Genomic DNA, 21,943 nt, shown 5'->3' on the forward strand with positions numbered 1-21,943 from the left:
AATGTCGTGTGAGACACCATATCCAGCATATCGCTGGCACAGACACGACAGGCGCCAGTGACCGAGAGACGCTGCCGCGCTCCCGCCACAAACCGGAGGCGCGCGATGAACGTCTTGCTTTATCCTCTGCATCTTTGCCGTAAGCTCGAACGTCGCTGGAGCACGAAGGTGATTCAGGACAGCGGCCAATTGCCGCCGTCGCAAGGGACGAACGGCTGTACCGCTTGCGGGCGGCTCGTGGTGACTCCCGTGCACTCGACCTATTTGCCCACCGGGAAGCTCGTCAATCAGTGGCGGTGCCCGGTGTGCCGGAACGCCTGGCAGACCTCTGCGGATCCCGCGAGCAGCACGGATCTCCAATCGAACCGGTCCGAGCATCTTCGGGAGAACGCCGGACACTGCCTGGCCCTGGAAGGCACCGCTCCCGACGACATGGCGCGCAATCAGTTCAGGCGCATGGGCGATGCTTGGCTCGCTCTCGCGGACACGCCGGATTGGCTCGACGGCGAGACGCCACCGGTCTCGCGACCTCCGCCGCAAAGCGCGCAGGCCTGATCTCGTCCACTCTCCCGACGCACGGCAACGACTTTCATGACTGAGAAGCGCGACCGCGCCGCTTGAATCCGGTGACGCGGGATTTCGGCAAAGGCAAAGCGCGTCATGCCAGCGCAGCAAACGGTCAAGCCGATCCCTTCAAATGCAGGACCAAATGACATGGACAAGGACAAGAGCGGACGCATCGTCGAGACTGCGCTCGAAGCGCGCCAGGGCGAGCTCGGTCCGAGCGTGCTGATGCTGCTGGGCGTGAGTATGGGACTTGCCATTCTCATCATGGCGGTCACGGGGATGATGTTCTTCAGCGCTTGATCTCGAAGCCGACGTCCCCGGGCGAAGAGCTTAGGAACCAAAGCACCCATGGGGGTTTGGCTCACTCCTTAGACACTGGAGACAATCATGAGACGCCCATCACTCTACATTTGCATTTCTTTATTCACAGCGGCCGCGGCATTGGCGGCGACGTCGGCTTCGGCGCAGACTCCGCCGGCGCAGTCCGGACCTAACAACGGCGCGGTCAACACTGCCGGCCAAAACAACTCCGACGCTCCTGTCGCGGGGCGCAACAGCTTCACCGAAGGACAGGCCAAATCGAAGATCGAGGATGCCGGCTACGCCAACGTCACCGAATTGAAGAAGGACGACAAGGGCGTGTGGCGCGGACAGGCCAGCAAGGGTGGATCAGCCACCGCGGTCAGCGTCGATTTTCAAGGTAACGTCAATTCGGCCAAGTAAGCAAGCAAGAAGGACTCAAGATGACCGTTACAATTTCTCGTCTTTACGACAACTATAACACCGCGCAGCAGGCGGTTCAGCGTCTCGAAGCTGCCGGCGTGCCGCACTCGGACATCAGCATCGTCGCCAACAATTCGGACAGCTGGTTTAACACCGACAAGAAGGTAGATCGCGACCGGGATGGTGTCGATGATCGTGCCGAGGGAGCCGGTACGGGTGCCGGCATCGGTGCGGGCGTCGGTGGTACCGCTGGCCTTCTTGCCGGCCTTGGCTTGCTGGCAATTCCCGGCCTCGGACCTGTGGTCGCAGCTGGCTGGCTGGCCGCGACCGCGGTTGGTGCCGCCGCCGGAGCAGCTACCGGCGGGATCGTCGGGGCGCTCACGGAGGCCGGCATTTCGCGTGAGGATGCGGACACCTACGCCGAGGGCGTCCGTCGCGGAGGCACGCTCGTGTCGGCGCGGGTGGCGGACGCGGATCGGTCCCGCTTTGACTCAATCCTGAACGAGTCTTCCGTCAATTTACGTGACCGCAGTGCCAGCTGGCAAAAGGCCGGATGGAAATCGTTCGATCCTGCCAGCAAGCCTTACGGCGCCGAAGAGGTTCGCAAGGAGCGAAAGCTCTACGGGGGATCATTGCGCTAAATGAGATCTCGACGGCCCGCTCCGGCGGGCCGTTTTTTTGGCACTACGCGTACAGATACCCGACCGGCTTGCCTTCGGTGCGCAGGGGACGGATGTCCTTGTGCGTGATGATCTGACCGGCCAGGCCGTCGATCTCGTCGCGCTGCGTCGCCGTCCAGCTGCGAAGGTCGTTCATGCCCTTGAGCAGGCCGAGCCGGAGGACCTGGGTGTTCTCACCGACGCCAATGAGGTTGATCGAGCTCTTGCCGGCCGTCACCACGTCGCCGGCAGAGAGCTCAAAGGTCTCGCCGGACTTGTTCTTGAATTCGGCCGTGCCGCGGATGACGCGATAGATCACGACCTCGCCCTTGGCAAACGAGGTGCCGTCCGCTGTTGCCGACGTGCTCTTCGGCAGCAGCGACTGACCGGGCGGGTCGGTTGCGATGATGTGGCCGGTGACGAGATGCCCACTCGGCACCTCGATGCCGATATCACGCACATGGACCGGCATGGCCGATTTGACCGAGCCATCGGTGAGCGGCTTGAACAGCGCATCCAGCGCCAACGGGTCCTGAAGCCAGAAGCCTGCATCGGCGGGACGATCATGCAGAGGATGGCTCCAGGCCACACGCGGCGTCTCGGCCTCGTTGATCTGGCTCGGACCGACGATGGTCGGGTTCGGAAAGGTGGTGGGATCGGTGATGAAGGCTTCGAGGAATTTGCCCGAATAGCCCATCGAGATCGGATCGGGCACCACCGTCTGCGGCGTCTTCAAGTTCTCTTCGGTCGACAGGCCCGACCAGGTGTAGAAGAGCTGGCGGTGCACGATCGCGCTTTGCAGCATCACAGCGCCCGGGCCGACACTGTAGAAGCGTCCGTCGTAGTCGAAGGTGAATGCGCCCGAGGTGACCAGCACGAGCTGAAAGCCGCCCGGCGGAAGATGAAGATGGAAATCGGTGGGGCCGGTGTCCGGGCGGTAGATCGGCAGATTGGTCGCGACCTCGTGCAGGAGGAAGGTTTCGTTGTTGGCGTGAAAGCCCTCGTTGGCGCGATTGTAGAGGGCTTGCGGCCGGTAGGTCGCCTCAAACTTCGCATTCCTGTCGCGGTCGATCGCGACGAAGTCCTGATCGTTCAGACGAAGGGGCGTGCCATTCGGACGGGTGAGGCCGGTGAATTTGAGATCGCCCGCAGCATGCACGTTCATGGCATTCTCCGATCTGATCCGCTCGTCCCGGCTGCCCTGGTGGCGAGGGCGGGGACTTGGGGCCTGATGCGGCTTTGCGAATTTTGGGCCAGTTCGGTTGCAGGGCAGCAAATGGCCACCGCGGGTCGGGATGGCGAGACCGGACAGCAGAAAATCCAGTGGTTCCGCCGAAGGTTAGACCGCGCGTTGAGCGGGATTGCCCGACCGTCCTGCCGAACCTCGCGATCTCGCGAACGTGACGCAAACTGTCTAATTTGTCGGCAAGCCCTGACGGGCAGCGTGCAGGGCATGGCTGCTCCCGGGCGCAACCGCGGAACGCATTCGGCTCGGCGGGATTAGGCGTCCTAGGTTGCCTTTCGACCGAGGCAGCAGGTCTCGTCCGGCTCTAACCCGGGAGTTTCCATGCAAGACGGCTACGCAAGGCCGCAGGAGGCCGCCCGCTACATTGCGGAGATCTGTACCGAGCTGCGCGAGATCGCGCACACGGCCGGACTTTCATTCCTGGCTCACCTGCTCAGCATGGTGATCCTGCAAGCCGGAAGGCATTGCAGCACCGAGGGACAGGAATTCCGTAAGACGTCCGAAGCCGCTCATTCGAACGACTGAAGCGCGGCGCGCTCGGGCTTGCCGGAGGGGCTGTCCGCCCACTTCGCCATGTCCATCGTTCGGGCATCGACACCTTCGCACCAGAAGCAGCTCGATTCCGTCGCGCCCTTCTCGGACAGGATGGGCACCAGGCCGTGGCCGCAGCCGGCGCAACAGGTGATGTCGGTCATGCTTTTCTCCAAGACACTGCACGAGACACGGCAAATTCCGGAATGCCGTTATCGTTCCCAAAGCTTGCGCGGGCGCTATGTCGGCGCAGACGCGGTGCGTCCGACCGGAGCGCTCGTCCTGATATCGTCGATGCAGCGATCCAGCGTGACACGGCTGCGATGTCGTTGCCGTTTTCACGGTAGGCGCGAAGCTGGAATTCCGCCGAGCTGCCACGTTCCACGATGGTACGGCAATGCTCGACCTCGGCCGCGCAATTCAGCGCATCCGCGTCCTCGACGATGTCGTCGATCAGGCGGGAGAGCAGCTCCGAGATGGTGATTGGCCCGTCCTTCGAGGCAAAGATGCAATCGGTGCCGTAGCGCTGGGCGCGCCATTTGTTCTCGACGGCGATCGCGCGCTCGACGACCGTGACGGTTTTCGACAGATGAGGCCGCCGATACAGATGTCGCGTCAGGCAGCGATAGAGCGAGGCGATGGCAACGGCGTCGTCGACGAAGGTGCAGGTGTCGGGCGCGCGAAGCTCGAGGGTCGGATGCTTCATGGAAGGGCGCATCGCCCACCAGATGTGACTCTCGTCAGGGATCACGCCGGAGCGCTGCAATGCGCCGACATACTCGTCGTAATCATGCCTGCTCTCGAACAGTTCGGGCAGGCCGGTGCGCGGCAGCTCGGAATAGGCCGCCAGGCGGTAGCCCTTCAGGCCCGTCTTGTGCGAGTTCCAGAACGGGGAGGACGCCGACAGCGCGATAAACAGCGGCAGGTGCGGCAGCATCGCCCGCATCACCGCCATGCGCTTCTCGGGATCGGGCAGCTGGACGTGCACATGCATGCCGCACATCATGTTGCGGTGGCCGATGCTGCGCAGATCCTCGATCATCTCCTCGTAGCGCGGCTTCGGGCTCGGTTGCGACATGCGCCAGACGGCGGTCGGATGGGTGCCGCAGGCCATGATCACGAAGCCGTACTGGGCGGCAACGTTCGCGACTTCGCGGCGGAGAAAGCGCAGCTCTTCACGCGCGTCGTTGACGTCGACGTGAACGTTGGTGGCGACCTCGAGCTGGGATTGCAGCATCTCTCGCATGGCCTGGCCGCCGGTCGACCAGTTCGCCGACTCGAACAGCTCGTTGGGCGTCTGGATCGCGACGTCCAGGCTGCGCCGATCGGCGAGGAAGTATTCCTCCTCGATGCCGAATGAATATTCAGCCGCCTTGCCACGGCCGCCGGCCGAGCGAATGACGAGGTGCTGCTTGTCGTCGGAGGAATCGAGACGCAGCAATTTCAAGACGTCCGAAGCAAATGTCATCGTGCCACCCGGCGAAGGCATTACCTGCGGGAAATAATCCTCCTGACGGGGGCGGGTTCCGCGTCAGCCCCACTGGAAATTGCAAGGTCGAACGGAACAATTTTCGCGCTTTCGGACGCGCGCGCGATCAGGGCGTGATTCGGCGGCACTTCCGTCCAGTCCGATTCCTTGTCGAACGGCTCGGACACGACGACGACCTGGCCGCCGGCCTCGCGGAAATAGAGCGTGTTGGCGGCATCGTTGACCGCGACGCGAAACGCATAGAGATCCCTCCCGTTGGCGATCGCGCTGGTGAAGCGCAGCCGCTCGCGAAGCTGGCCTTCGTTGACGAGACCGACGAGCGATTGCAACACGGCCTGCGTTGCTCGAAGCGGATCGTTGTCGAGGCCGGCGCCCATGATGGCGAGGAAAACGGCTTCGGAGTCGGTCGTCCCCAATCGCGACGGATAATACGCATCCGGGATCAGCGCCTCGACCTTGCGCCGCAGCCGGTTCCAGCTGCCGACGAATCCGTTGTGCATGAACATCCATTGGCCGCAGGCGAAGGGATGGCAATTCTGCCGCGTCACCGCCGTGCCGGTGGCGGCGCGGACATGAGCGAAGAAGAGATGCGAGCGCAGATGGCGGCAGAGATAGCGCAGGTTTTCATCCGACCAGGCCGGGCGCGTCTCACGGTAGAGGCCGGGCTCCGGATGCTCGCCGTACCAGCCGAGCCCGAAGCCGTCGCCATTCGAACCCGCGGTGGACTGGAGCGAGCGGATGCTCTGCGCGATCAGCGAATGCTCGGGCTCGGTGACGTAAGGTTCGAACGAGGTGGTCTCGCCCCGGTATGCGATCCAGCGGCACATGCAGGTTCCAGTCGAGGGGTTATTCTTGAGGTGCACCAACAAACCCGACGGCGTTTGTGTTCCCGACAGAGGCCGCGGCGACCGCGCGACACCCGCCTGTGTCTAATCCTGCTCGTCGAGTACCTTGGACGGAGCCTTGCCATACGGATAGAAATGCTCCTTGCGGCCCTGATCCCAGAGCGCCTTGAGCCGCATTTGAATCGCTCCATGGTTTGGCGAGGGTGTGTCGAAGCCGGTCAAAGATCGATCACGACATCTGCCTTCGGTTGCGAGCAGCAGATCAGGACATTGCCGTCCGCGGGCGGGTCGAGCGGATCGGGCGCGTAGCTGACTTCTCCGGCCACGAGCCCGCTCTCGCAGTTGTGGCAAACCCCGGTCCGGCACGACCAGCGCACCGGGACGTCGCACGCTTCGGCCAGCTCGAGCAGGCTGGCATAGGATGGTCCCCAGCGGACATTGAGGCCGCTGCGCGCGAATGACACCATCGGGCCCGGGCCGGGTGCTCCGACCGGCGCATGCGCGGGTGTCCGCGGCGAAGCCGCGATGCCGGGCGTCAGCGATGGCCTCGCGCCGAACAGCTCGGTGTGGATGCGATCGGGCGCGACGCCCAATGCGGCCAGGCCGGCCGTGAGATCGCTCATGAAAGCGGCCGGCCCGCAGAGATAGAAATCGCCGTCGCGCGGCATGTTGAGCCGTTCGATCAGGTGCTGATCCAGATGTCCGGCGCTGTCGAAATCCGCTCCCGGACGATCGGCCGGATCGGGTGCGCTGAAGCAGACGTGGCTGTGATAGTGAGCGAGTCCGGCCAACAGCCCGCGCGTCTCGGCGGCGAACGCATGCTCGCGGCCGTTGCGCGCGCCGTGCAGCCACCAGACGTCTCGCGTCGACCCTTCCGCGACGAGCGCGTGGAGCATGGCGAGCACCGGCGTCACGCCGATGCCCGCGCTGAGCAAGACGACGGGCCGCGCATCCTGCCGGAGCGTGAAGCTGCCGCGTGGCGCACCGACTTCGACGACGTCGCCAACTCGGAGACTGTCGGCGATATAGAGGGAGGCCGCGCCGTGCGCTTCCCGCTTGATGCTGATGCGGTAGGGCGGGGCATCGGAGCGGCTCGACAGCGAGTAGCTGCGCGTCATCGCCTGTGCCTCAGAGGGCCCGAGCCGCACGACGACAAATTGACCGGGCAGGGCGGGGGCCGCGCGATGCCCGTCCGTGGGTTCGAGGATCAGTGACGTCACGGTGCCGCTTTCGGCGATCTTGCGCGAGACGCGAAACGGACGAAAACCGCGCCAGGCAGGAGGTGGGCTCGCCGCCGGGCCGAGCCCGGCGTTTCCTGCGGCAATCTTGCTTGTGCGCTGCTGCTCGAGCAGCGATGCGAAGGAACGATTCCAGCCGCGGCTCAGCGCCGGAATCCGCAGCGCGCGCTCTAGGCGGTCGCGCGGGTGAGGGGGCAGGTAAAGCAGCGCGTTGATCTCGAACACGCTCATGCTTTCGGGACCGTTGGCGAGAAGCGTGATCTCGTCACCGGCCTCCACGTCGCCTTCCTCGATCACGCGAAAATAGAAGCCGGGCCGGCCGTGCCTAACGAGCAGTGCGGGCATGTCCGGCTCGTCCATGCGAATGCCCAGCCGGTAGCAGGTGACGCGCGGCTGCGTCACCTCGAACAGGGCGGAGCCGATCCTGTAGCGGTCTCCAATGCACACGTTGGTGTCGGCAAGGCCTTCGACGGTGAAGTTCTCGCCGAATTGACCATGAACGAGATCCGGTCGTCCCAGATGTTCCTGCCAGTACCGATAGGACTCGTCCTGGTAGACGAAGACGGCGCGCTGTTCGCCGCCATGGCCGGCCGTATCGCCCTGGCCGTCGCCGTCGATGTTGAGCCTGCGCACCCTGCGCGGCCCTTCGACGGGGGCCTTCCAGATGCCGGTATGGACGGTCTTGCCTTGCCAGGCGACGTCGCGCGGCAGGCCGACATTGACGGAAAGCAGACGTGCCATCACGGTTTCCCGACCCTGAGGTGCGACCCGATCCGACGGGTCGCCTGCACGCTAATCTGCATCCAATTCGAACTGTTAGCTCGTTAGCCGTTGTTAGACGTTGCAAGGGAACCCTTGCCGCCGGAGTTCTGCGTCATCAGATCAAGGCGGCGGGAGGCGGTTTCATTCGGGATCGGAGGTCGAGATGGACGATCGAGCCAGATTGGCGGCGCTCCAGCGCCATTGGGACGCTTCGGACGCGAACGATTTCGAGGCCGAGCACGCCATCTATCGCGACGACGCGGTGCTCGACTATCCCCAATCGAGCGAGCGCATCCACGGCCGGAGGAACATTCAGGAGAGCCGCCTCGTGCAGCCGAACAAGAAGCGCTTCTCGGTTCGGCGGATCATCGGCGGCGGCGATCTCTGGGTGAGCGAGTTCGTGCTGACTTATGACGGCGTGCCGTCCTACGTCGTGAGCATCATGGAATTCCGCGACGGACTGGTGGCGCACGAAACGCAATATTTCGGCGACCGGTTCGATCCATCACCCTCGCGTGCGCATTTGGTTGAGGTCGTGAGGTAGGAGCGGTGCCCGTGCCCACACTCCGTCATTGCGAGCGCAGCGAAGCAATGACGGTGGGGATGCAGCGCGTCCTGGACATGCGCACCACTGCTTAACCAAACATGGCAACACGGAACCGATGCGGCGGCTGGTCGCAGTCTCATCGCCTTGATTCCGACAGACCCATCTTTATGTCTGAGGCGAACAAGAATCCGGGCCCCTCTGGCGAGGCCGCCGACGAATGTCGGCAAACCTCGTGATGTCGGATGACCTGTCCCGCGCGAATGCGATGGATCGGCCGATCGTCGGGTCTTCTCTGTTCCCTCCGACCCAATCGTCCCCATCGCAGCTCCGCGCGGCCATTTCGCAACGTTGAGGAGCATCGATGTCTGACGCCAAATACTCAAACCCGATCGAACTCGAGATTGCCGAACCGTCCAGCCTCAACGAGCAGGCAGCGGCGGCGCTGATCATCGCCGGTGCGCTTGTCGCGGTGGCCGACCGGCGCGTCTCGCCGGTCGAGCGCGACGAGGTGATCCGTTTCATCAGGGATCGCGGACTGGCGCCGCATATCGGCGACGACCGATTGTTCGCGATGTTCGACGAGCTGGCGGAACGGCTCGAGGAGCCCGACTTTGCCAATGTGGTGATCGACACGCTGCGCCCGGTCTCGAACATGTCGCTCTCGTCCCATCTGATGGAGCTGTCGGAGCGCGTTGCGGCCGCGGACGAGGACGTGCATCCCCATGAGGTGCAGGCGATCAAGCTGCTGCGGCTGCTGACGCTGGTGTTGCCGCGCGCCAAGCAGGTCGGACCGGGTGCGGCAGGCCCCATCCCAAAGGAGTGAGCATGAGCGCGGCATCGGACGAGCATACGACCCGAACCAAGGGCACCACGGGCCAGATGGCCGGCGGTGACCCGCGCCTCGACAGGCTCGTCCATCGCCTGCCGCCGCGCGTGGGCGACACCGTCACCTATCTGCTCAAGCCGTCCAGCCGCTGGGTGAGAATCCCCTCGGGCGCGCTGCTCGTCGTCGGCGGCGTGCTCTCCATCCTGCCGGTGCTCGGCATCTGGATGCTACCGCTCGGCCTCGCGCTGCTTGCCGAGGACGTGCCGGCGCTGCGCTCGTCCCGGTCGAAGGTGTTCGACTGGATCGAACGCCGCAAGCCGCAATGGCTCGAACCGTCCGCATCGAAGAATGATCAATCATGATTGAATTCATCACCGCCGACGCGCTGACCGCGCTGCTTCAGGTCGTCCTGATCGACCTCGTGCTCGCCGGCGACAACGCCGTCGTCATCGGCCTTGCCGCTGCCGGGCTGCCGGCCGAGCAGCGCCGGCGCGCCATCGTCGTCGGTATTGTCGCGGCGACTGCGCTCCGGATCGCCTTTGCCGGCGTCGCGACCCAGATCTTGCAGGTGATCGGCCTCCTGCTCGCCGGCGGCGTGCTGCTGCTCTGGGTGTGCTGGAAGATGTGGCGCGAACTGCGCGAGCAGGCCGCGCATGGAAGCGGGCTTGCGTTCAGCCATGGCGGCGGCGGAAGCGCGGCATCGGCACCGCGCAAGACCTTCGGCCAGGCCGCCCTGCAGATCGTCGCGGCCGACGTCTCGATGTCGCTCGACAACGTGCTCGCGGTCGCGGGCGCGGCGCGCGAGCATCCCTACATCCTGGCCTTCGGCCTGCTGCTGTCGGTCGCGATGATGGGTGTGGCCGCCGATCTGCTCGGCCGCGTGCTCCAGAAGCAGCGCTGGATCGCCTATGTCGGCCTCGCCATCATCGTTTACGTCGCCTTCGAGATGATCTATCGCGGCTCGCTCGAGCTCGCGCCGGTCATCGCGAGTCTCTGAGGCCGAATCTCTTGGGCGACATCTCTTGCCTGCACTCCGGAGTGATCAATGATTTCTGAACCCAAAGCACCTTCGGCCGCGCCTTCGCTGCCGCAAATCGGCCCGTTCGCCCAGCTGATCTTTGGCTCGCGCTGGCTGCAGGTGCCGCTCTATGTCGGCCTCATCATCGCACAGGGCGTCTACGTGCTGCTGTTCCTCAAGGAGCTCTGGCACCTGGTCGTGCACTCCTTTGACGCCAGCGAACAGCAGATCATGCTGGTCGTGCTCGGACTGATCGACGTCGTCATGATCTCGAACCTGCTGGTGATGGTTATCGTCGGCGGCTACGAGACCTTCGTCTCGCGGCTGAACCTGAGCGGCCATCCCGACGAACCGGAATGGCTCAGTCACGTCAACGCCAGCGTGCTCAAGATCAAGCTTGCGATGGCGATCATCGGCATCTCCTCGATCTCGCTGCTTCGGACCTTCATTGAGGCCGGAAATCTCGGAACCACGCGCAGCAATTTCACCGAGACCGGCGTGATGTGGCAGGTGCTGATCCACCTGACCTTCATCATCTCGGCGATCGGCATTGCCTGGGTCGATCGCCTGAGCGAGAGCGGACACCGCAAGCAAGCGGGTCACGGCTGAGCGCCTGGCTGGCGAGATCGAGGTCGGCGAGGGGCGGCGAGGCGGTTTCGCTTGCGCGGAGCGAGCTGCTCGCGATCGCGCGATTTGACCGGAGAAACCTCAGAGGTGCGGACTGTCGTCCGCAAAATCGCGGGCCTGCGCCAGCGTCCCGGACGGCATCTCGCCGAACGTCGTCCTGTAGAGTTTCGAGAATTCGCCCATGTGCCAGAAGCCGTTCGCGAGCGCCGCGGCCTTCACGGTCATTCCGTCACCTCCGGTCAGGAGCTGCGTGCGGGTCGACCACAGCCGCTTCAGCCTGAGATGGTGATGCAGGCTGACGCCATGCACCGCCTGTGTCGCGCTCTGGAGCGTGCGAACGGAGACGCCGAGCGCATTTGCGAGGTCGCCGCTGTAGAGCGGGATGCCGCCGGACAGCGTGGCCGCCTCGTCCAGCCGCGCGACCAGCTTGCGATGCTTGTCGAACGATCCGCGCCGGCGGTCTTGCGCGTCGACGGGGGCAAGGGCGGCATCGAGGCCTTCGAGAAGCCTTTCCTGGATCGGCCGGTCGATGGCTTCGAATTGCCTGGGATCATTGCAGCGTGAGGCCAGGCAGAACATGTCGAGGATCGCGGCGCGCAGGCCCGCCATCGTGTCGTCGTCGAGACGCGTGAATTCGAGCCCGGTCTCGTAGTCCGCCCAGCCGCGATGGCGCATGTCGGAGTTGAAGCGCAGCATCAGATAGGTGTTGGCGTGATGCTCGACCGCCTCGGTGGGGACCTTGCCGCGCACGATTCCGATCATCGAATTGTCGATCTCGCGGCCGTTGGCGGTGAAATGACAGGCGAGCGGGATGACGAGGCCGACGCCGTGATCGGTGCCGATGTTGGCCTGAAGGCGCCGGGCGAAGGTCCGCTGGAGCACGAACAGACCATCCTGGAGCGGCAGGATGGCGCGGTGCAGCGAGAACTCGCGCGGCTCGAGCGGTGTGCTGATGCCGCCGCCCAGCACCTCGCTCGGACGAAAGGACTCGAAGTCGCTGTAGCGCTCGATGCCCAGGACTCGCGACGGCTTGAGCCAACGTACCGGCATCTCGGGTCCCAGTGATCTCAGGCGTTCGGCGTGTGCCGGCGCGTCCTCGACCTCGCGCGCGCGACATCGGCCGGAAATGTTGCCGGAGCAACCGTGCTTCAGGCAAGTCCGCAAGACCACGGGGCGTGCGGTCGCCTCCAAGCTGCTCCGGCTTGCCGGCGGCGCGGAGATGTCACGCCGTCTGCGGATAGGCCGCGTTCTCGCGCCGCTCGCGCTCGCCCAGTTCGCGCACCAGTTCCTGGAGAAAGGACTCGGTGTAGGCGGGCAGGGTGCGCTCGGCGCGAACATAGATGCCGAGGTCGGACCAGACCGGGCTGCCGGCATTGTCGAGCGGCAGGAAGACGAGCTGGCTCTCGCGCGACAGCCGGCCGATGCCAAGCTGGGTCTGGAAGGCGACGCCGACGCCGCGTGCGGCAAGCTCGCGCATCAGGTCGATCGAATTGGCCTGGATCGCCGGCTCCGGCGTCTCGGAGAGCTGTGCGATCAGCGGCTGGAGCAGATGATAGATCGACAGCTCCGGCAGCGCATTGATGACGGGGAAGGCGAGGCATTGCTCCAGCGTCACTGTCTTGCGGCGCGCCAGCGGATGCTCGCGCGATACCACTGCGCCGAGGCGGAACCGCTTCAAGGCGACCTGGCGCAGGTCCGGCGGATGGCGGAGCGCCATGGCGATGCCGATGTCGGCCTCGCCGCGGCTCAGGGCCTCGAGCACGTCCGACGATCCCTTCACCTCGGTGGTGAAGCTGACGCGGCGGGCGCGGCCGCGGTGCGAGGCGATCAGGTCCGGCAGCACCGATTCCGTCAGCGACTCGATGCAGGCGATGCTGACGGTGCCGCGCCAGTTGCCGGACAGGGACGCGACGTCCGAGCGGAAGCGGTCGAGGTCCTGGAGCACGTTCATGACATGCCGGGCCAGCATCTCGCCGACCGTCGTCAGCGTCAGGCCGCGCGCAGTGCGCTCGAACAGGGGGGATCCAACCTCTTGCTCGAGCTTGAGAATCTGGCGGCTGACCGCCGAGGAGGCAACGTTCAGGACGCGCGCCGCGGCCCGGATCGAGCCGGTGCGGCGGACGGCGTGGAAGTACTGGATGGCCGGTGAGTGAAATCGCATGGGTCCCCCGGCACGAACTATAGCCGTTGCCGAAACGGCATCAACATGTACGAAATTCTCTGCTTTTCGAGAGCGCTGGTCCCCCCTAGGTTCGCCGCCGGTTCGGCCGGGTCCCAAAGAGGGCCGCCGGGCCTGCGCAACGACGCGCAAGGGGATTTCGGGGTGAACGAGAACATCGCTTGCGAGCTGGAGCACGAGCCGGACACCCGTCTGGTCGATCGCCGTCGGGCGGCCGCCTATGTCGGCGTGACCGCCGGCCGTTTCGAGCAATTGGTGCGCGACAGCGTCGTGCCGCCGCCGGTCATGGTGGACAATAAGCGGCGCTGGCCGATCGCATTGCTCGATGTCGCCAAGGATGCGGTCGTCGGCAGCATGCCGTGCCTTCCGCCGGTCATGGCCGATGTCGCGACGGAGGCGCGCCCCTGCGAGCGCGACCCGGCGCCGGCCTCGCACGAACTGCCCGACGAGGCGTGGTTCGAGCAGCGCGCGCGGTTCGTGCAGCGCGTCCGCCGCTCGCTGCTCTCGGGCAACGAGATCCGTCTCCTGCGCGAGTTCAAGCTGCTCAAGCAGAACCAGATCAGCATGTTCGGCTACTACGGCAGTTTCGAAGCGCTGATGGTGCGCGGCTACATCGTCGAGATCGACCGCAAGCCGCCGTCGAGCCGTCCGCTTGTGACCTATCGCCTGACCGACCGCGGCGAGCAGGTGGTGTCGGCGCTCAAGGACGAGCCGGTCGTTTGACCGGGCGCGTAGCGGCAGTCCGCCAGGGTAAGGGCGAGCCTCGGCCGTTCATCAGCGCACGGCGTGCATCTCCAGAAACGCCTTCACGCCGGTGACCGCACCGGTGTCGGACGGGACGTAACCGGGCAGGCTGGCGACGGCGGCACGAAAATCGGCGCTGCGCATGATATCGAGGATGCGCTGCATCGGCTCGGTGTCGAGGAAGGCGCGTTTGCAGACGAAGAAGTAATCCTCGGTCACGATGCGAATGAAATCGAGGCCGAAGTGGCGAGCGGCCGCCTCGACGCCGAAACTCGCATCCGCCATGCCGCTCGCGACATAGGCGGCGACCGCGGCGTGGGTGAACTCGATCTGCTGCGCGCCGTTGATGCGGCTTTCGTCGATGCTGTGTGCGGCGAGCAACTGGTCGAACAGAAGGCGCGTGCCGGAATCATGGTCGCGGTTGACGAAGCGGACCTTTGGCCTGGTCAGGTCCTCGATCGTTTCGATGCCAAGCGGATTGCCGCGCGCGACCATCAGCCCCATCTCGCGCGTGACGAAGCTGATGACGCGGTCCTCGCGCGGATCGAGCCACTCGCGCGCCGCCTTGATGCCTTGCGCCCGCAATGCGCCGTGCGGCAGATGCAGGCCGGAGAGATCGCAGGCGCCCTGCGCCAGCGAGACCAGCGAATGCTGGTTGCTGACATAGCGCAGGTCGACGCCGATGCCGGGCTCGCGGTCGAGGAATTCGCGCAGCTTCGCCACCGCAAAGCCGTGGCTGGCGTGCACGCGGATCACCGAGGGGCGCTGCTCGAGGAACGGCTTGATCTCGCTTGCCAGCTCCTGTGCCAGGTTTTCCAGCTGCGGCCCGAGCCGGGCCTGCATGCGTTCGCCCGCCCATACCAGCCGCTCGCCGAACGGCGTGAGCCTGGAGCCCTTGCCGCGCTGGGTCTCGACCAGCGGCGTGCCGAAGAACTCCGACCATTGCTCGATCAGATTCCAGACATGCCGGTAGGAGAGGTGCGCGTCGGCGGCCGCGCTCGTGATCTTACCGGTCTTCCGGATTTCGTTGAGAACGCCGAGCATGACCACCGCCGTGCGCGGACTGCCCTCCTGGCGAAACCGCCAAACTGCCTCGATCTCGATCTGGAGCATGAAACAACCTTATGAAGTGAAGTTCATATGGTGAGTGAGCCATAGGCACACGATATCATATTTACTGCGGCAATCTCCGTCCTAATCTGGCATACCAGAATAGGAGGAAATATGATGTCAGTTGCATATGACTTTGCGCATTCGCCAGCCAGCGAGTTCATGGCCCGGCCGCAGCATCTGCTCATCGACGGCCGCCGCGTCCCCGCGAGCTCCGGCCGCACCTTCAAATCGCTCAATCCGGCGACCGGGCAGGTCATCGCCACGGTCGCCGAAGGCAACGAGGCCGATGTCGACCATGCGGTAGCGGCCGCGCGCCGGGCGTTCGAGGGCCCGTGGCGCACGATGCGCGCCTCCGAGCGCGGCCAGATCCTGCTGCGCTGGGCCGAGCTGCTCAAGGCAAACGCCGAAGAAATCATCGAGCTCGAGTCGATCGATGCCGGCAAGCCGATCTCCGCGACGCTGCGCCAGGACTTCCCGGCTGCCGTCGACACGCTGATCTACTACGCCGGCTGGGCCGACAAGATCAGCGGCGACGTCGTGCCGGTGCGTGACGATGCCCTGACCTACACCGTGCGCGAGCCGGTCGGCGTGGTCGCGGCCATCGTGCCGTGGAATTTCCCGCTGATGATCGGGATGTGGAAGCTGGCGCCGGCGCTGGCCTGCGGCTGCACGATCGTGATGAAGCCGGCCGAGCTGACCTCGCTGTCGGCGCTGCGCATCGCCGAACTCGCGCTTCAGGCCGGCCTGCCGGCAGGCGTCTTCAACGTCGTCACGGGCCCCGGCCGCGTCGTCGGCGACGCGCTGGTCAATCACCCTGACGTCGACAAGGTCACCTTCACCGGTTCGCCGGGCGTGGGTCGTGGAATCATGAAAGGCGCGGCCGGCAATTTCAAGCGCGTCTCGCTCGAGCTCGGCGGCAAATCGGCCAATGTCATCTTCGACGATGCCGATCTCGAAGCAGCCTCGAAAGCCGCGGCCTCCGGCATCTTCTTCAACGCCGGCCAGGTGTGCTCGGCCGGCTCCCGCGTGCTAGTGCAGGAGAAGGCCTATGACGAAGTCGTCGAGCGTCTCGCTGCACGCGCAAAATCGCTGAAGATCGGCGATCCGCTCGACCGCAAGACCGCGCTCGGGCCTGTCATCTCCGAGAAGCAGATGAAGTCGATCCTCGACTATGTCGATATCGGCCAGAAGGAGGGGGCGAGCCTTGTCACCGGCGGGACGCGGGTCGGCGAGCGCGGCTACTTCATCAGCCCCGCGGTGTTCGCGAATGTCGAACACGAGATGCGGATCTCGCAGGAGGAAATCTTCGGTCCCGTCGTCAGCATCATCAAGTTCAGGGATGAGGCCGATGCCTTGCGGATCGCCAACGGCACCGCCTACAGCCTCGCCGCCGGCGTCTGGAGCCGCGACATCGGCAAGCTCCAGCGTTTTGCCAAGCGGGCGCGCGCAGGCACGGTCTGGATGAACACCTATGGCTATACCGACGTGCGCCTGCCCTGGGGCGGCGAACGCGACTCCGGCCTCGGTCGCGAGCACGGTACCGCCGCGCTCGACAATTTCACCGAGCCGAAGGCGGTGTGGATGAACTTAGCCGTCTGATTTGGCCGTCTGATACCTCCCGAGCGGCCAAGCCTGGAGCCCGCCTGATCGTTCGGTCAGGCGGGCTCTCTTTTTCGAGATCGATAAAATTGTCTGCATCCCGCTCAGCGGCGGCAAACCCTGCGAACAAGAAGCACGGCGCCTTAAACCTGAGCTTTGGAACCAATGCGCATCCTGTCCGCAAAAGGGCAGGGCATCAGCATGTCAATTCTCAAGGAGATCGTCGCTGCGGTCGCGGGAGTCTACGCGCTCCTGTTCGTCTGCGACGCAGTGTTCGGGGTCGGCGAGGCGCGCTTCGACGACGCCTATTACAGCGCCAGCTTCTACGCGCCGCGGCCAAAGGAATTCCGCTTCGCCGGCGATACGCCGCCGGCCGTCCGCGTCAGCGATGCCTTCGCGCAGTTCGCGCCGGGTGAAGCCAGGCCGAACAGGCGCTACTCGTCGCTGACGACGATCATTCGGTAACGGCTCACTCGCCCTGGATCCATTCCGCCACGCCGCGCCACAGCGTGTCGCGGTGTTCGGGGCGGAAGAAGCCGAAATGGCCTATTCCCTTGGCCCCGATGTCGGACGGCTTCACCGTCAACACCTCCGGCTTGATCGCCGTGAATCCGCCTGTGAGCAACTCGACCGCGGGCCGCGTCGCCCAGGGATCGTCGGAGAAGCACAGCGCGCGCAACTCGCCCTTGAATTTTGCGAAGTTCTCCAGCGCGGGCAGTTTTGAATCGAAGAGATAGCGCGGGCTCGAGACCCAGTTGGCCCATTGCAGGAACACGCCCTTGGGCAAATCCTCGCCAATGCCGGCCCAGCCCGGCGCGTAGCCGAACGCGTGGGCGAGCGGCACGCCAATGAGGTTCATGAAGGCGAAGACGCGGTATTTCTCCGGCGAGGTCATCAGCCGCCAGGTCGCCGCCTGCGAGGCGACGAACGCGGCGCGCGAGATGTCGGTGTTGTTCGCGATCAGCCCGAGCGCCTGGCCGCCGAAGGAGTGGCCGATATAGGCGAGCGGCAGCGTGTTGTAGCGCTCGCGCATCCAGCTCACCGCGGCGGTGACGTCGAGCGCCGCCCAGTCCGACATCGAGGCCTTGAAGCCGACAAGTGATTTCGGCTGGTTGTAGCCGACCATTGCCGGCAGCCGGGAGCCGCCGATGCCGCGATAGTCGTAGGTCAGCACCGCGCAGCCGCGATGGGCGAGGTAGGAGGCAAAGCCGCGATAGATTTTTCGCGGGACGGCGGTGGCCGAATTGATCAGGACGGCATGGCGCTTGGCGGCGCGCGGCAGGAACAGGGTGCCGCTCAGCGCATACCCGTCGGTCGCCGGGAAGCTGATCTCGTCGATGAAAACGTCGTCGCGCGCCGCGTCCATGGGCCGCCGGTGTCCTGCCAGTTTCCTTAGCCTTCCCAAGCAAATGCGAATTTGGCTTTCCCTGCAAGGGTTTGCAGTGCGGAATGGATTTACAACTGGCGGCCGGGAGCCAGCCTGTGTATAAGGCGGCCCTCGCAACCCACAGATCAGGTTGTGCTTTTTGCTTCACGGAGAGATTGCGATGTCCGAGCGGTGGACGCCCGAGTCCTGGCGCAGCAAGCCGGTGCTACAGGTGCCCGATTATCCCGACGCCAAGGCTTTGGCCGACGTCGAGGCGCAGCTTGCGACTTTTCCGCCGCTGGTGTTCGCGGGCGAGGCGCGCAATCTGAAGAAGGCCTTGGGCCGCGTTGCGGCGGGCGAGGCCTTCCTGCTCCAGGGCGGCGACTGCGCCGAGAGCTTTGCCGAGCACGGCGCCAACAACATCCGCGACTTCTTCCGCGTGCTGCTCCAGATGGCGGTGGTGCTGACCTATGCCGGCGCAGTGCCCGTGGTGAAGGTCGGCCGCATCGCTGGCCAGTTCGCCAAGCCGCGCTCCTCGCCGACCGAAAAGGTGGGCGGCGTCGAGTTGCCGAGCTATCGTGGCGACATCGTCAACGACATCGCTTTCACCAAGGAAGCGCGTGTGCCGGATCCGCAGCGCCAACTGATGGCCTATCGCCAGTCGGCGGCGACGCTGAACCTGCTTCGCGCCTTCGCTACCGGTGGCTACGCCAATCTCGGCAGCGTGCATGAGTGGATGCTCGGCTTCCTCAAGGACTCGCCGCAGTCCCGCCGCTACAAGGAGCTGGCCGACCGCATCTCGGACGCGCTCAACTTCATGCGCGCCTGCGGCCTCGATCTGGAGAGCCATCCGGAGCTGCGCGCGACCGATTTCTACACCAGCCACGAAGCGCTGCTGCTCGGCTACGAGCAGGCCATGACCCGCATCGATTCCACCACCGGCGACTGGTACGCGACATCGGGCCACATGATCTGGATCGGCGATCGCACCCGCCAGCTCGACCACGGCCATATCGAATATTTCCGCGGCATCAAGAATCCGATCGGGCTGAAGTGCGGCCCGTCGCTCAAGCCCGACGAATTGCTGAAGCTGATCGACGTGCTCAACCCCGACAACGAGCCGGGCCGGCTGACGCTGATCGGCCGCTTCGGCTCCGACAAGGTCGGCGAGCACCTGCCGAACATGATCCGCGCCGTGAAGCGCGAGGGCAGGGTGGTGGTCTGGTCGTGCGATCCCATGCACGGCAACACCATCACCTCGACGTCGGGCTACAAGACGCGGCCGTTCGACCGCATCCTGTCCGAGGTGAAGTCGTTCTTCGCGATCCACGCCGCCGAAGGCACCCATGCCGGCGGCGTGCATCTGGAGATGACCGGCCAGGACGTCACCGAATGCCTCGGCGGCGCCCGCGCGATCACGGACGAGGATCTCAACGACCGCTATCACACGGTCTGCGACCCGCGCCTCAATGCCGAGCAGTCCATCGACATGGCTTTCCTGGTCGCCGAACTGCTCAAGCAGGAACGCGCCGGCAAGGCCAGGCCGATGCCGGTCGCCGCGGGGCTCTAAGACCTTGCTGCGGATCTGGAAGGCCACGATCAATTCGCGCAACGGTCTGGCCTTTGCACTTCGATCTGAGCAGGCGGTTCGCGAGGAGATCTTTGCGCTCCTGCTGTCGCTGCCGCTGGCCTGGTTCATCGGCGCGACCGCGATGCGCGCGGTCGAGCTGGTCTGTGCTGTGGCGTTCGTGCTGGTGGTCGAGCTGCTCAACACCGCGGTGGAAAAGCTCGCCGATCGCCTGACCCTGGATCACGACAAGCAGATCGGGCAGGTCAAGGACATGGGCTCGGCGGCCGTCGGCGTCGCGCTGCTGATGGCCGGAGCGTTCTGGATCTTTGCCATCGTCGAGCGGTTGGGTTTCGTCTGAAGCGCTCATCGCGCTTCAGGTTGTTGTTTGAGCATGATCTCTTCGGAAAACCGTTCCACACTTTTCCGGATCACGCTCTAGCCATTGGATCGGACGGGGGCGGCCATGACCGAACGTCTCAACGCATTCGCGGTCACGCTCGCTCAGCTCAATCCGACCGTGGGCGACGTCGAGGGCAATGCCGCCAGGGCGCGGGCCGCGCGCGTGCGGGCGGCCGCCGATGGCGCCGATCTCGTGCTGTTTCCGGAATTGTTCATCGCCGGCTATCCGCCGGAGGACCTGGTGCAGAAGCCGGCCTTCCAGGCCGCCTGCCGGGCCGCGATCGAAGGCCTCGCGCGCGAGACAGCCGATGGCGGGCCGGCGATGCTCGTCGGCACGCCCTGGGTCGAGGACGGCAAGCTCTACAATGCCTGCGCGCTGCTCGACGGCGGCCGCATCGCTGGCTTGCGCTTCAAATGCAATCTGCCGAATTACGGCGTGTTCGATGAGAAGCGGCTGTTCGCGCGCGGGCCTGCCGCGGGGCCGGTCACGGTACGCGGCGTGCGCATCGGCGTGCCGATCTGCGAGGACATCTGGCTGGATGAGTCTGAGGACTACGAGAACGTGGTCGAGACGCTGGCCGAGACCGGCGCGGAGATCATTCTGGTGCCGAACGGCTCGCCTTACGCCCGCGACAAGAACGACGTGCGCCTGTCGGTCGCGGTCGCGCGCGTCACCGAGAGCGGCCTGCCGCTGGTCTATCTCAACCAGGTCTGCGGCCAGGACGAGCTGGTGTTCGACGGCGCCTCGTTCGCGCTCAACGGCGATCTCTCGCTCGCGGCGCAATTGCCGGCGTTCGCGGAAAGCATCACCACGCTGCGCTTCACGCGTAACGGCGAGGATTGGCGCTGCGCCGGGCCGATCGCCGCGCAGCCGGAAGGCGACCACGCCGACTACGCGGCCTGCGTGCTGGGCCTGCGCGACTACGTCGCCAAGAACGGCTTTCCCGGCGTGCTGCTCGGCATTTCCGGCGGCATCGATTCCGCGCTCTGCGCAGCGATCGCGGTCGACGCGCTCGGCGCCGACCAGGTGCATGGGGTGATGCTGCCCTATCGCTACACGGCGGCAAGCTCGATCGCGGACGCCGGCGAGCTCGCGGGCCATCTCGGCATTCGCTACGAGGTCCTGCCGATCGCAGAAGCCGTGACCGGCTTCGAGACTATCCTGTCCGGCATCTTCAAGAATCTGCCGCCTGATATCACCGAGGAAAACCTTCAGGCCCGCACCCGCGGCACCCTCTTGATGGCGATCTCCAACAAGACCGGCCTGATGGTGGTGACGACAGGCAACAAGTCGGAAATGTCGGTCGGCTACGCCACGCTCTATGGCGACATGAACGGCGGCTTCAACCCGATCAAGGACATCTACAAGACGCAGGTGTTCCGGTTGGCCGCCTTACGCAACAGCTGGAGGCCTGAAGGCGGGCTCGGGCCCGCGGGTGAGGTCATTCCGCCTGATATCATCACCCGTCCGCCGACGGCGGAATTGCGCGAGAACCAGACCGATCAGGACTCGCTGCCGACCTACGACGTGCTCGATGCCATCCTCGAGCGCCTCGTCGAACGCGAGGAGCCGCTGGACCAGATCATCGCCGCCGGCTTCGACCGCGAGACGGTCACCCGCATCGACCATCTCCTCAACGTCGCCGAATACAAGCGCCGCCAGGCCGCGCCCGGCGTGAAGGTCACGCCCAGGAATTTCGGCCGCGACCGCCGCTATCCCATCACCAACCGTTTTCGCGACAAGGGCGAGCCGCTGCCCGCGCCGGACGACACGTTGGTCTCGCGCGACAACGGCAGATCTGCGGACGCGTTTGAGGGGTAGTGGAAGCCGACTCCTGCCGCGGAATACTGGATGCCCCGCTGGAGCCTGTCATTGGGCTCGCCGGAGGCGAGAC

Annotated in this window: 25 protein-coding genes; 16 read left to right on the plus strand and 9 right to left on the minus strand. The window is 65.1% G+C overall.

Features of this window, described 5'->3' with window-relative positions; genetic code table 11:
• Nucleotides 1-105 precede the first annotated feature (105 nt).
• From BJA_RS18595 to BJA_RS18605, 4 genes are all read left to right on the plus strand, one after another.
• Nucleotides 106-555, plus strand: a complete 450-nt coding sequence (locus BJA_RS18595) for a hypothetical protein (protein ID WP_049832367.1) — start codon at nt 106-108, stop codon at nt 553-555.
• Nucleotides 556-714: 159 nt separating this feature from the next.
• A complete protein-coding gene (locus BJA_RS42285) occupies nt 715-867 on the plus strand; it encodes a hypothetical protein (RefSeq protein WP_053815111.1) in 153 nt (50 codons plus the stop codon).
• Between the two features lie 87 nt (nt 868-954).
• Nucleotides 955-1,290, plus strand: coding sequence for a hypothetical protein (locus tag BJA_RS18600; RefSeq protein ID WP_011086542.1), 336 nt, complete (start codon nt 955-957; stop codon nt 1,288-1,290).
• A 20-nt stretch (nt 1,291-1,310) separates the two neighbouring features.
• Nucleotides 1,311-1,931: a general stress protein gene (locus BJA_RS18605; RefSeq protein ID WP_011086543.1), complete on the plus strand. Its 621-nt coding sequence runs from the start codon at nt 1,311-1,313 to the stop codon at nt 1,929-1,931.
• A 43-nt stretch (nt 1,932-1,974) separates the two neighbouring features.
• On the opposite strand, the gene BJA_RS18610 is transcribed toward BJA_RS18605, so the two are convergent.
• Nucleotides 1,975-3,114 (minus strand): hypothetical protein, encoded by a 1,140-nt coding sequence (locus BJA_RS18610; protein WP_011086544.1) that lies wholly within the window; start codon nt 3,112-3,114, stop codon nt 1,975-1,977.
• A 402-nt stretch (nt 3,115-3,516) separates the two neighbouring features.
• On the opposite strand from BJA_RS18610, the gene BJA_RS18615 reads away from it, so the two are divergent.
• Nucleotides 3,517-3,720 carry a hypothetical protein gene (locus BJA_RS18615; protein WP_038966238.1) on the plus strand — a complete coding sequence of 68 codons (204 nt, stop codon included), beginning with the start codon at nt 3,517-3,519 and terminating at the stop codon, nt 3,718-3,720.
• Here the strand turns inward: BJA_RS18615 and BJA_RS18620 are convergent.
• The 4 genes from BJA_RS18620 to BJA_RS18640 form a co-directional block, all read right to left on the minus strand.
• Entirely contained in the window at nt 3,705-3,890 is a 186-nt protein-coding gene (locus BJA_RS18620) for a hypothetical protein (RefSeq protein ID WP_038966239.1), read from the minus strand. The two genes, BJA_RS18615 and BJA_RS18620, sit on opposite strands and share 16 nt — an antisense overlap.
• Entirely contained in the window at nt 3,887-5,194 is a 1,308-nt protein-coding gene (locus BJA_RS18625; protein ID WP_038966248.1) for a carboxylate-amine ligase, read from the minus strand. The genes BJA_RS18620 and BJA_RS18625 overlap by 4 nt, the downstream gene beginning before the upstream one ends.
• A 20-nt stretch (nt 5,195-5,214) precedes the next feature.
• Complete coding sequence (locus tag BJA_RS18630; protein ID WP_028170843.1) at nt 5,215-6,042, minus strand: class II glutamine amidotransferase; 828 nt, start codon at nt 6,040-6,042, stop codon at nt 5,215-5,217.
• A 236-nt stretch (nt 6,043-6,278) separates the two neighbouring features.
• Nucleotides 6,279-8,039 carry an MOSC and FAD-binding oxidoreductase domain-containing protein gene (locus BJA_RS18640; RefSeq protein ID WP_038966240.1) on the minus strand — a complete coding sequence of 587 codons (1,761 nt, stop codon included), beginning with the start codon at nt 8,037-8,039 and terminating at the stop codon, nt 6,279-6,281.
• Nucleotides 8,040-8,223: 184 nt separating this feature from the next.
• Between BJA_RS18640 and BJA_RS18645 the strand changes: the two genes are divergently transcribed.
• The 5 genes from BJA_RS18645 (at nt 8,224) to BJA_RS18665 (ending at nt 11,060) form a co-directional block, all read left to right on the plus strand.
• Complete coding sequence (locus BJA_RS18645) at nt 8,224-8,604, plus strand: nuclear transport factor 2 family protein (protein ID WP_011086548.1); 381 nt, start codon at nt 8,224-8,226, stop codon at nt 8,602-8,604.
• Nucleotides 8,605-8,968: 364 nt separating this feature from the next.
• Nucleotides 8,969-9,430 carry a TerB family tellurite resistance protein gene (locus BJA_RS18650; protein WP_038966241.1) on the plus strand — a complete coding sequence of 154 codons (462 nt, stop codon included), beginning with the start codon at nt 8,969-8,971 and terminating at the stop codon, nt 9,428-9,430.
• A 2-nt stretch (nt 9,431-9,432) separates the two neighbouring features.
• A complete protein-coding gene (locus BJA_RS18655) occupies nt 9,433-9,795 on the plus strand; it encodes a hypothetical protein (protein ID WP_038966242.1) in 363 nt (120 codons plus the stop codon).
• Nucleotides 9,792-10,430, plus strand: coding sequence for a TerC family protein (locus BJA_RS18660; protein ID WP_011086551.1), 639 nt, complete (start codon nt 9,792-9,794; stop codon nt 10,428-10,430). The genes BJA_RS18655 and BJA_RS18660 overlap by 4 nt, the downstream gene beginning before the upstream one ends.
• A gap of 48 nt (nt 10,431-10,478) precedes the next feature.
• Nucleotides 10,479-11,060, plus strand: coding sequence for a TIGR00645 family protein (locus BJA_RS18665; protein ID WP_011086552.1), 582 nt, complete (start codon nt 10,479-10,481; stop codon nt 11,058-11,060).
• Nucleotides 11,061-11,159: 99 nt separating this feature from the next.
• Here the strand turns inward: BJA_RS18665 and BJA_RS18670 are convergent, their stop codons facing one another.
• Both BJA_RS18670 and BJA_RS18675 read right to left on the minus strand, forming a co-directional pair.
• Nucleotides 11,160-12,128, minus strand: coding sequence for an AraC family transcriptional regulator (locus tag BJA_RS18670; RefSeq protein WP_038966243.1), 969 nt, complete (start codon nt 12,126-12,128; stop codon nt 11,160-11,162).
• Nucleotides 12,129-12,300: 172 nt separating this feature from the next.
• A complete protein-coding gene (locus BJA_RS18675) occupies nt 12,301-13,239 on the minus strand; it encodes a LysR substrate-binding domain-containing protein (RefSeq protein WP_011086554.1) in 939 nt (312 codons plus the stop codon).
• A 162-nt stretch (nt 13,240-13,401) separates the two neighbouring features.
• On the opposite strand from BJA_RS18675, the gene BJA_RS18680 reads away from it, so the two are divergent.
• Entirely contained in the window at nt 13,402-13,980 is a 579-nt protein-coding gene (locus BJA_RS18680) for a hypothetical protein (protein WP_038966244.1), read from the plus strand.
• 51 nt (nt 13,981-14,031) lie between these two features.
• Here the strand turns inward: BJA_RS18680 and BJA_RS18685 are convergent, their stop codons facing one another.
• Entirely contained in the window at nt 14,032-15,114 is a 1,083-nt protein-coding gene (locus tag BJA_RS18685; protein WP_011086556.1) for a substrate-binding domain-containing protein, read from the minus strand.
• Nucleotides 15,115-15,228: 114 nt separating this feature from the next.
• Between BJA_RS18685 and BJA_RS18690 the strand changes: the two genes are divergently transcribed.
• Both BJA_RS18690 and BJA_RS18695 read left to right on the plus strand, forming a co-directional pair.
• Nucleotides 15,229-16,713: an aldehyde dehydrogenase family protein gene (locus BJA_RS18690; protein WP_038966249.1), complete on the plus strand. Its 1,485-nt coding sequence runs from the start codon at nt 15,229-15,231 to the stop codon at nt 16,711-16,713.
• A gap of 201 nt (nt 16,714-16,914) precedes the next feature.
• Nucleotides 16,915-17,178 (plus strand): hypothetical protein, encoded by a 264-nt coding sequence (locus tag BJA_RS18695; RefSeq protein ID WP_038966250.1) that lies wholly within the window; start codon nt 16,915-16,917, stop codon nt 17,176-17,178.
• 4 nt (nt 17,179-17,182) lie between these two features.
• Here the strand turns inward: BJA_RS18695 and BJA_RS18700 are convergent, their stop codons facing one another.
• Nucleotides 17,183-18,079, minus strand: coding sequence for an alpha/beta hydrolase family protein (locus tag BJA_RS18700; RefSeq protein WP_011086558.1), 897 nt, complete (start codon nt 18,077-18,079; stop codon nt 17,183-17,185).
• A 181-nt stretch (nt 18,080-18,260) separates the two neighbouring features.
• Between BJA_RS18700 and BJA_RS18705 the strand changes: the two genes are divergently transcribed.
• The 3 genes from BJA_RS18705 (at nt 18,261) to BJA_RS18715 (ending at nt 21,870) form a co-directional block, all read left to right on the plus strand.
• Nucleotides 18,261-19,649, plus strand: coding sequence for a class II 3-deoxy-7-phosphoheptulonate synthase (locus tag BJA_RS18705; protein ID WP_011086559.1), 1,389 nt, complete (start codon nt 18,261-18,263; stop codon nt 19,647-19,649).
• A 4-nt stretch (nt 19,650-19,653) separates the two neighbouring features.
• Nucleotides 19,654-20,007, plus strand: coding sequence for a diacylglycerol kinase (locus BJA_RS18710; RefSeq protein WP_027544511.1), 354 nt, complete (start codon nt 19,654-19,656; stop codon nt 20,005-20,007).
• Nucleotides 20,008-20,112: 105 nt separating this feature from the next.
• A complete protein-coding gene (locus BJA_RS18715; RefSeq protein ID WP_011086561.1) occupies nt 20,113-21,870 on the plus strand; it encodes an NAD+ synthase in 1,758 nt (585 codons plus the stop codon).
• Nucleotides 21,871-21,943 lie beyond the last annotated feature (73 nt).

The organism is Bradyrhizobium diazoefficiens USDA 110, assembly GCF_000011365.1.
Lineage (GTDB): Bacteria > Pseudomonadota > Alphaproteobacteria > Rhizobiales > Xanthobacteraceae > Bradyrhizobium > Bradyrhizobium diazoefficiens.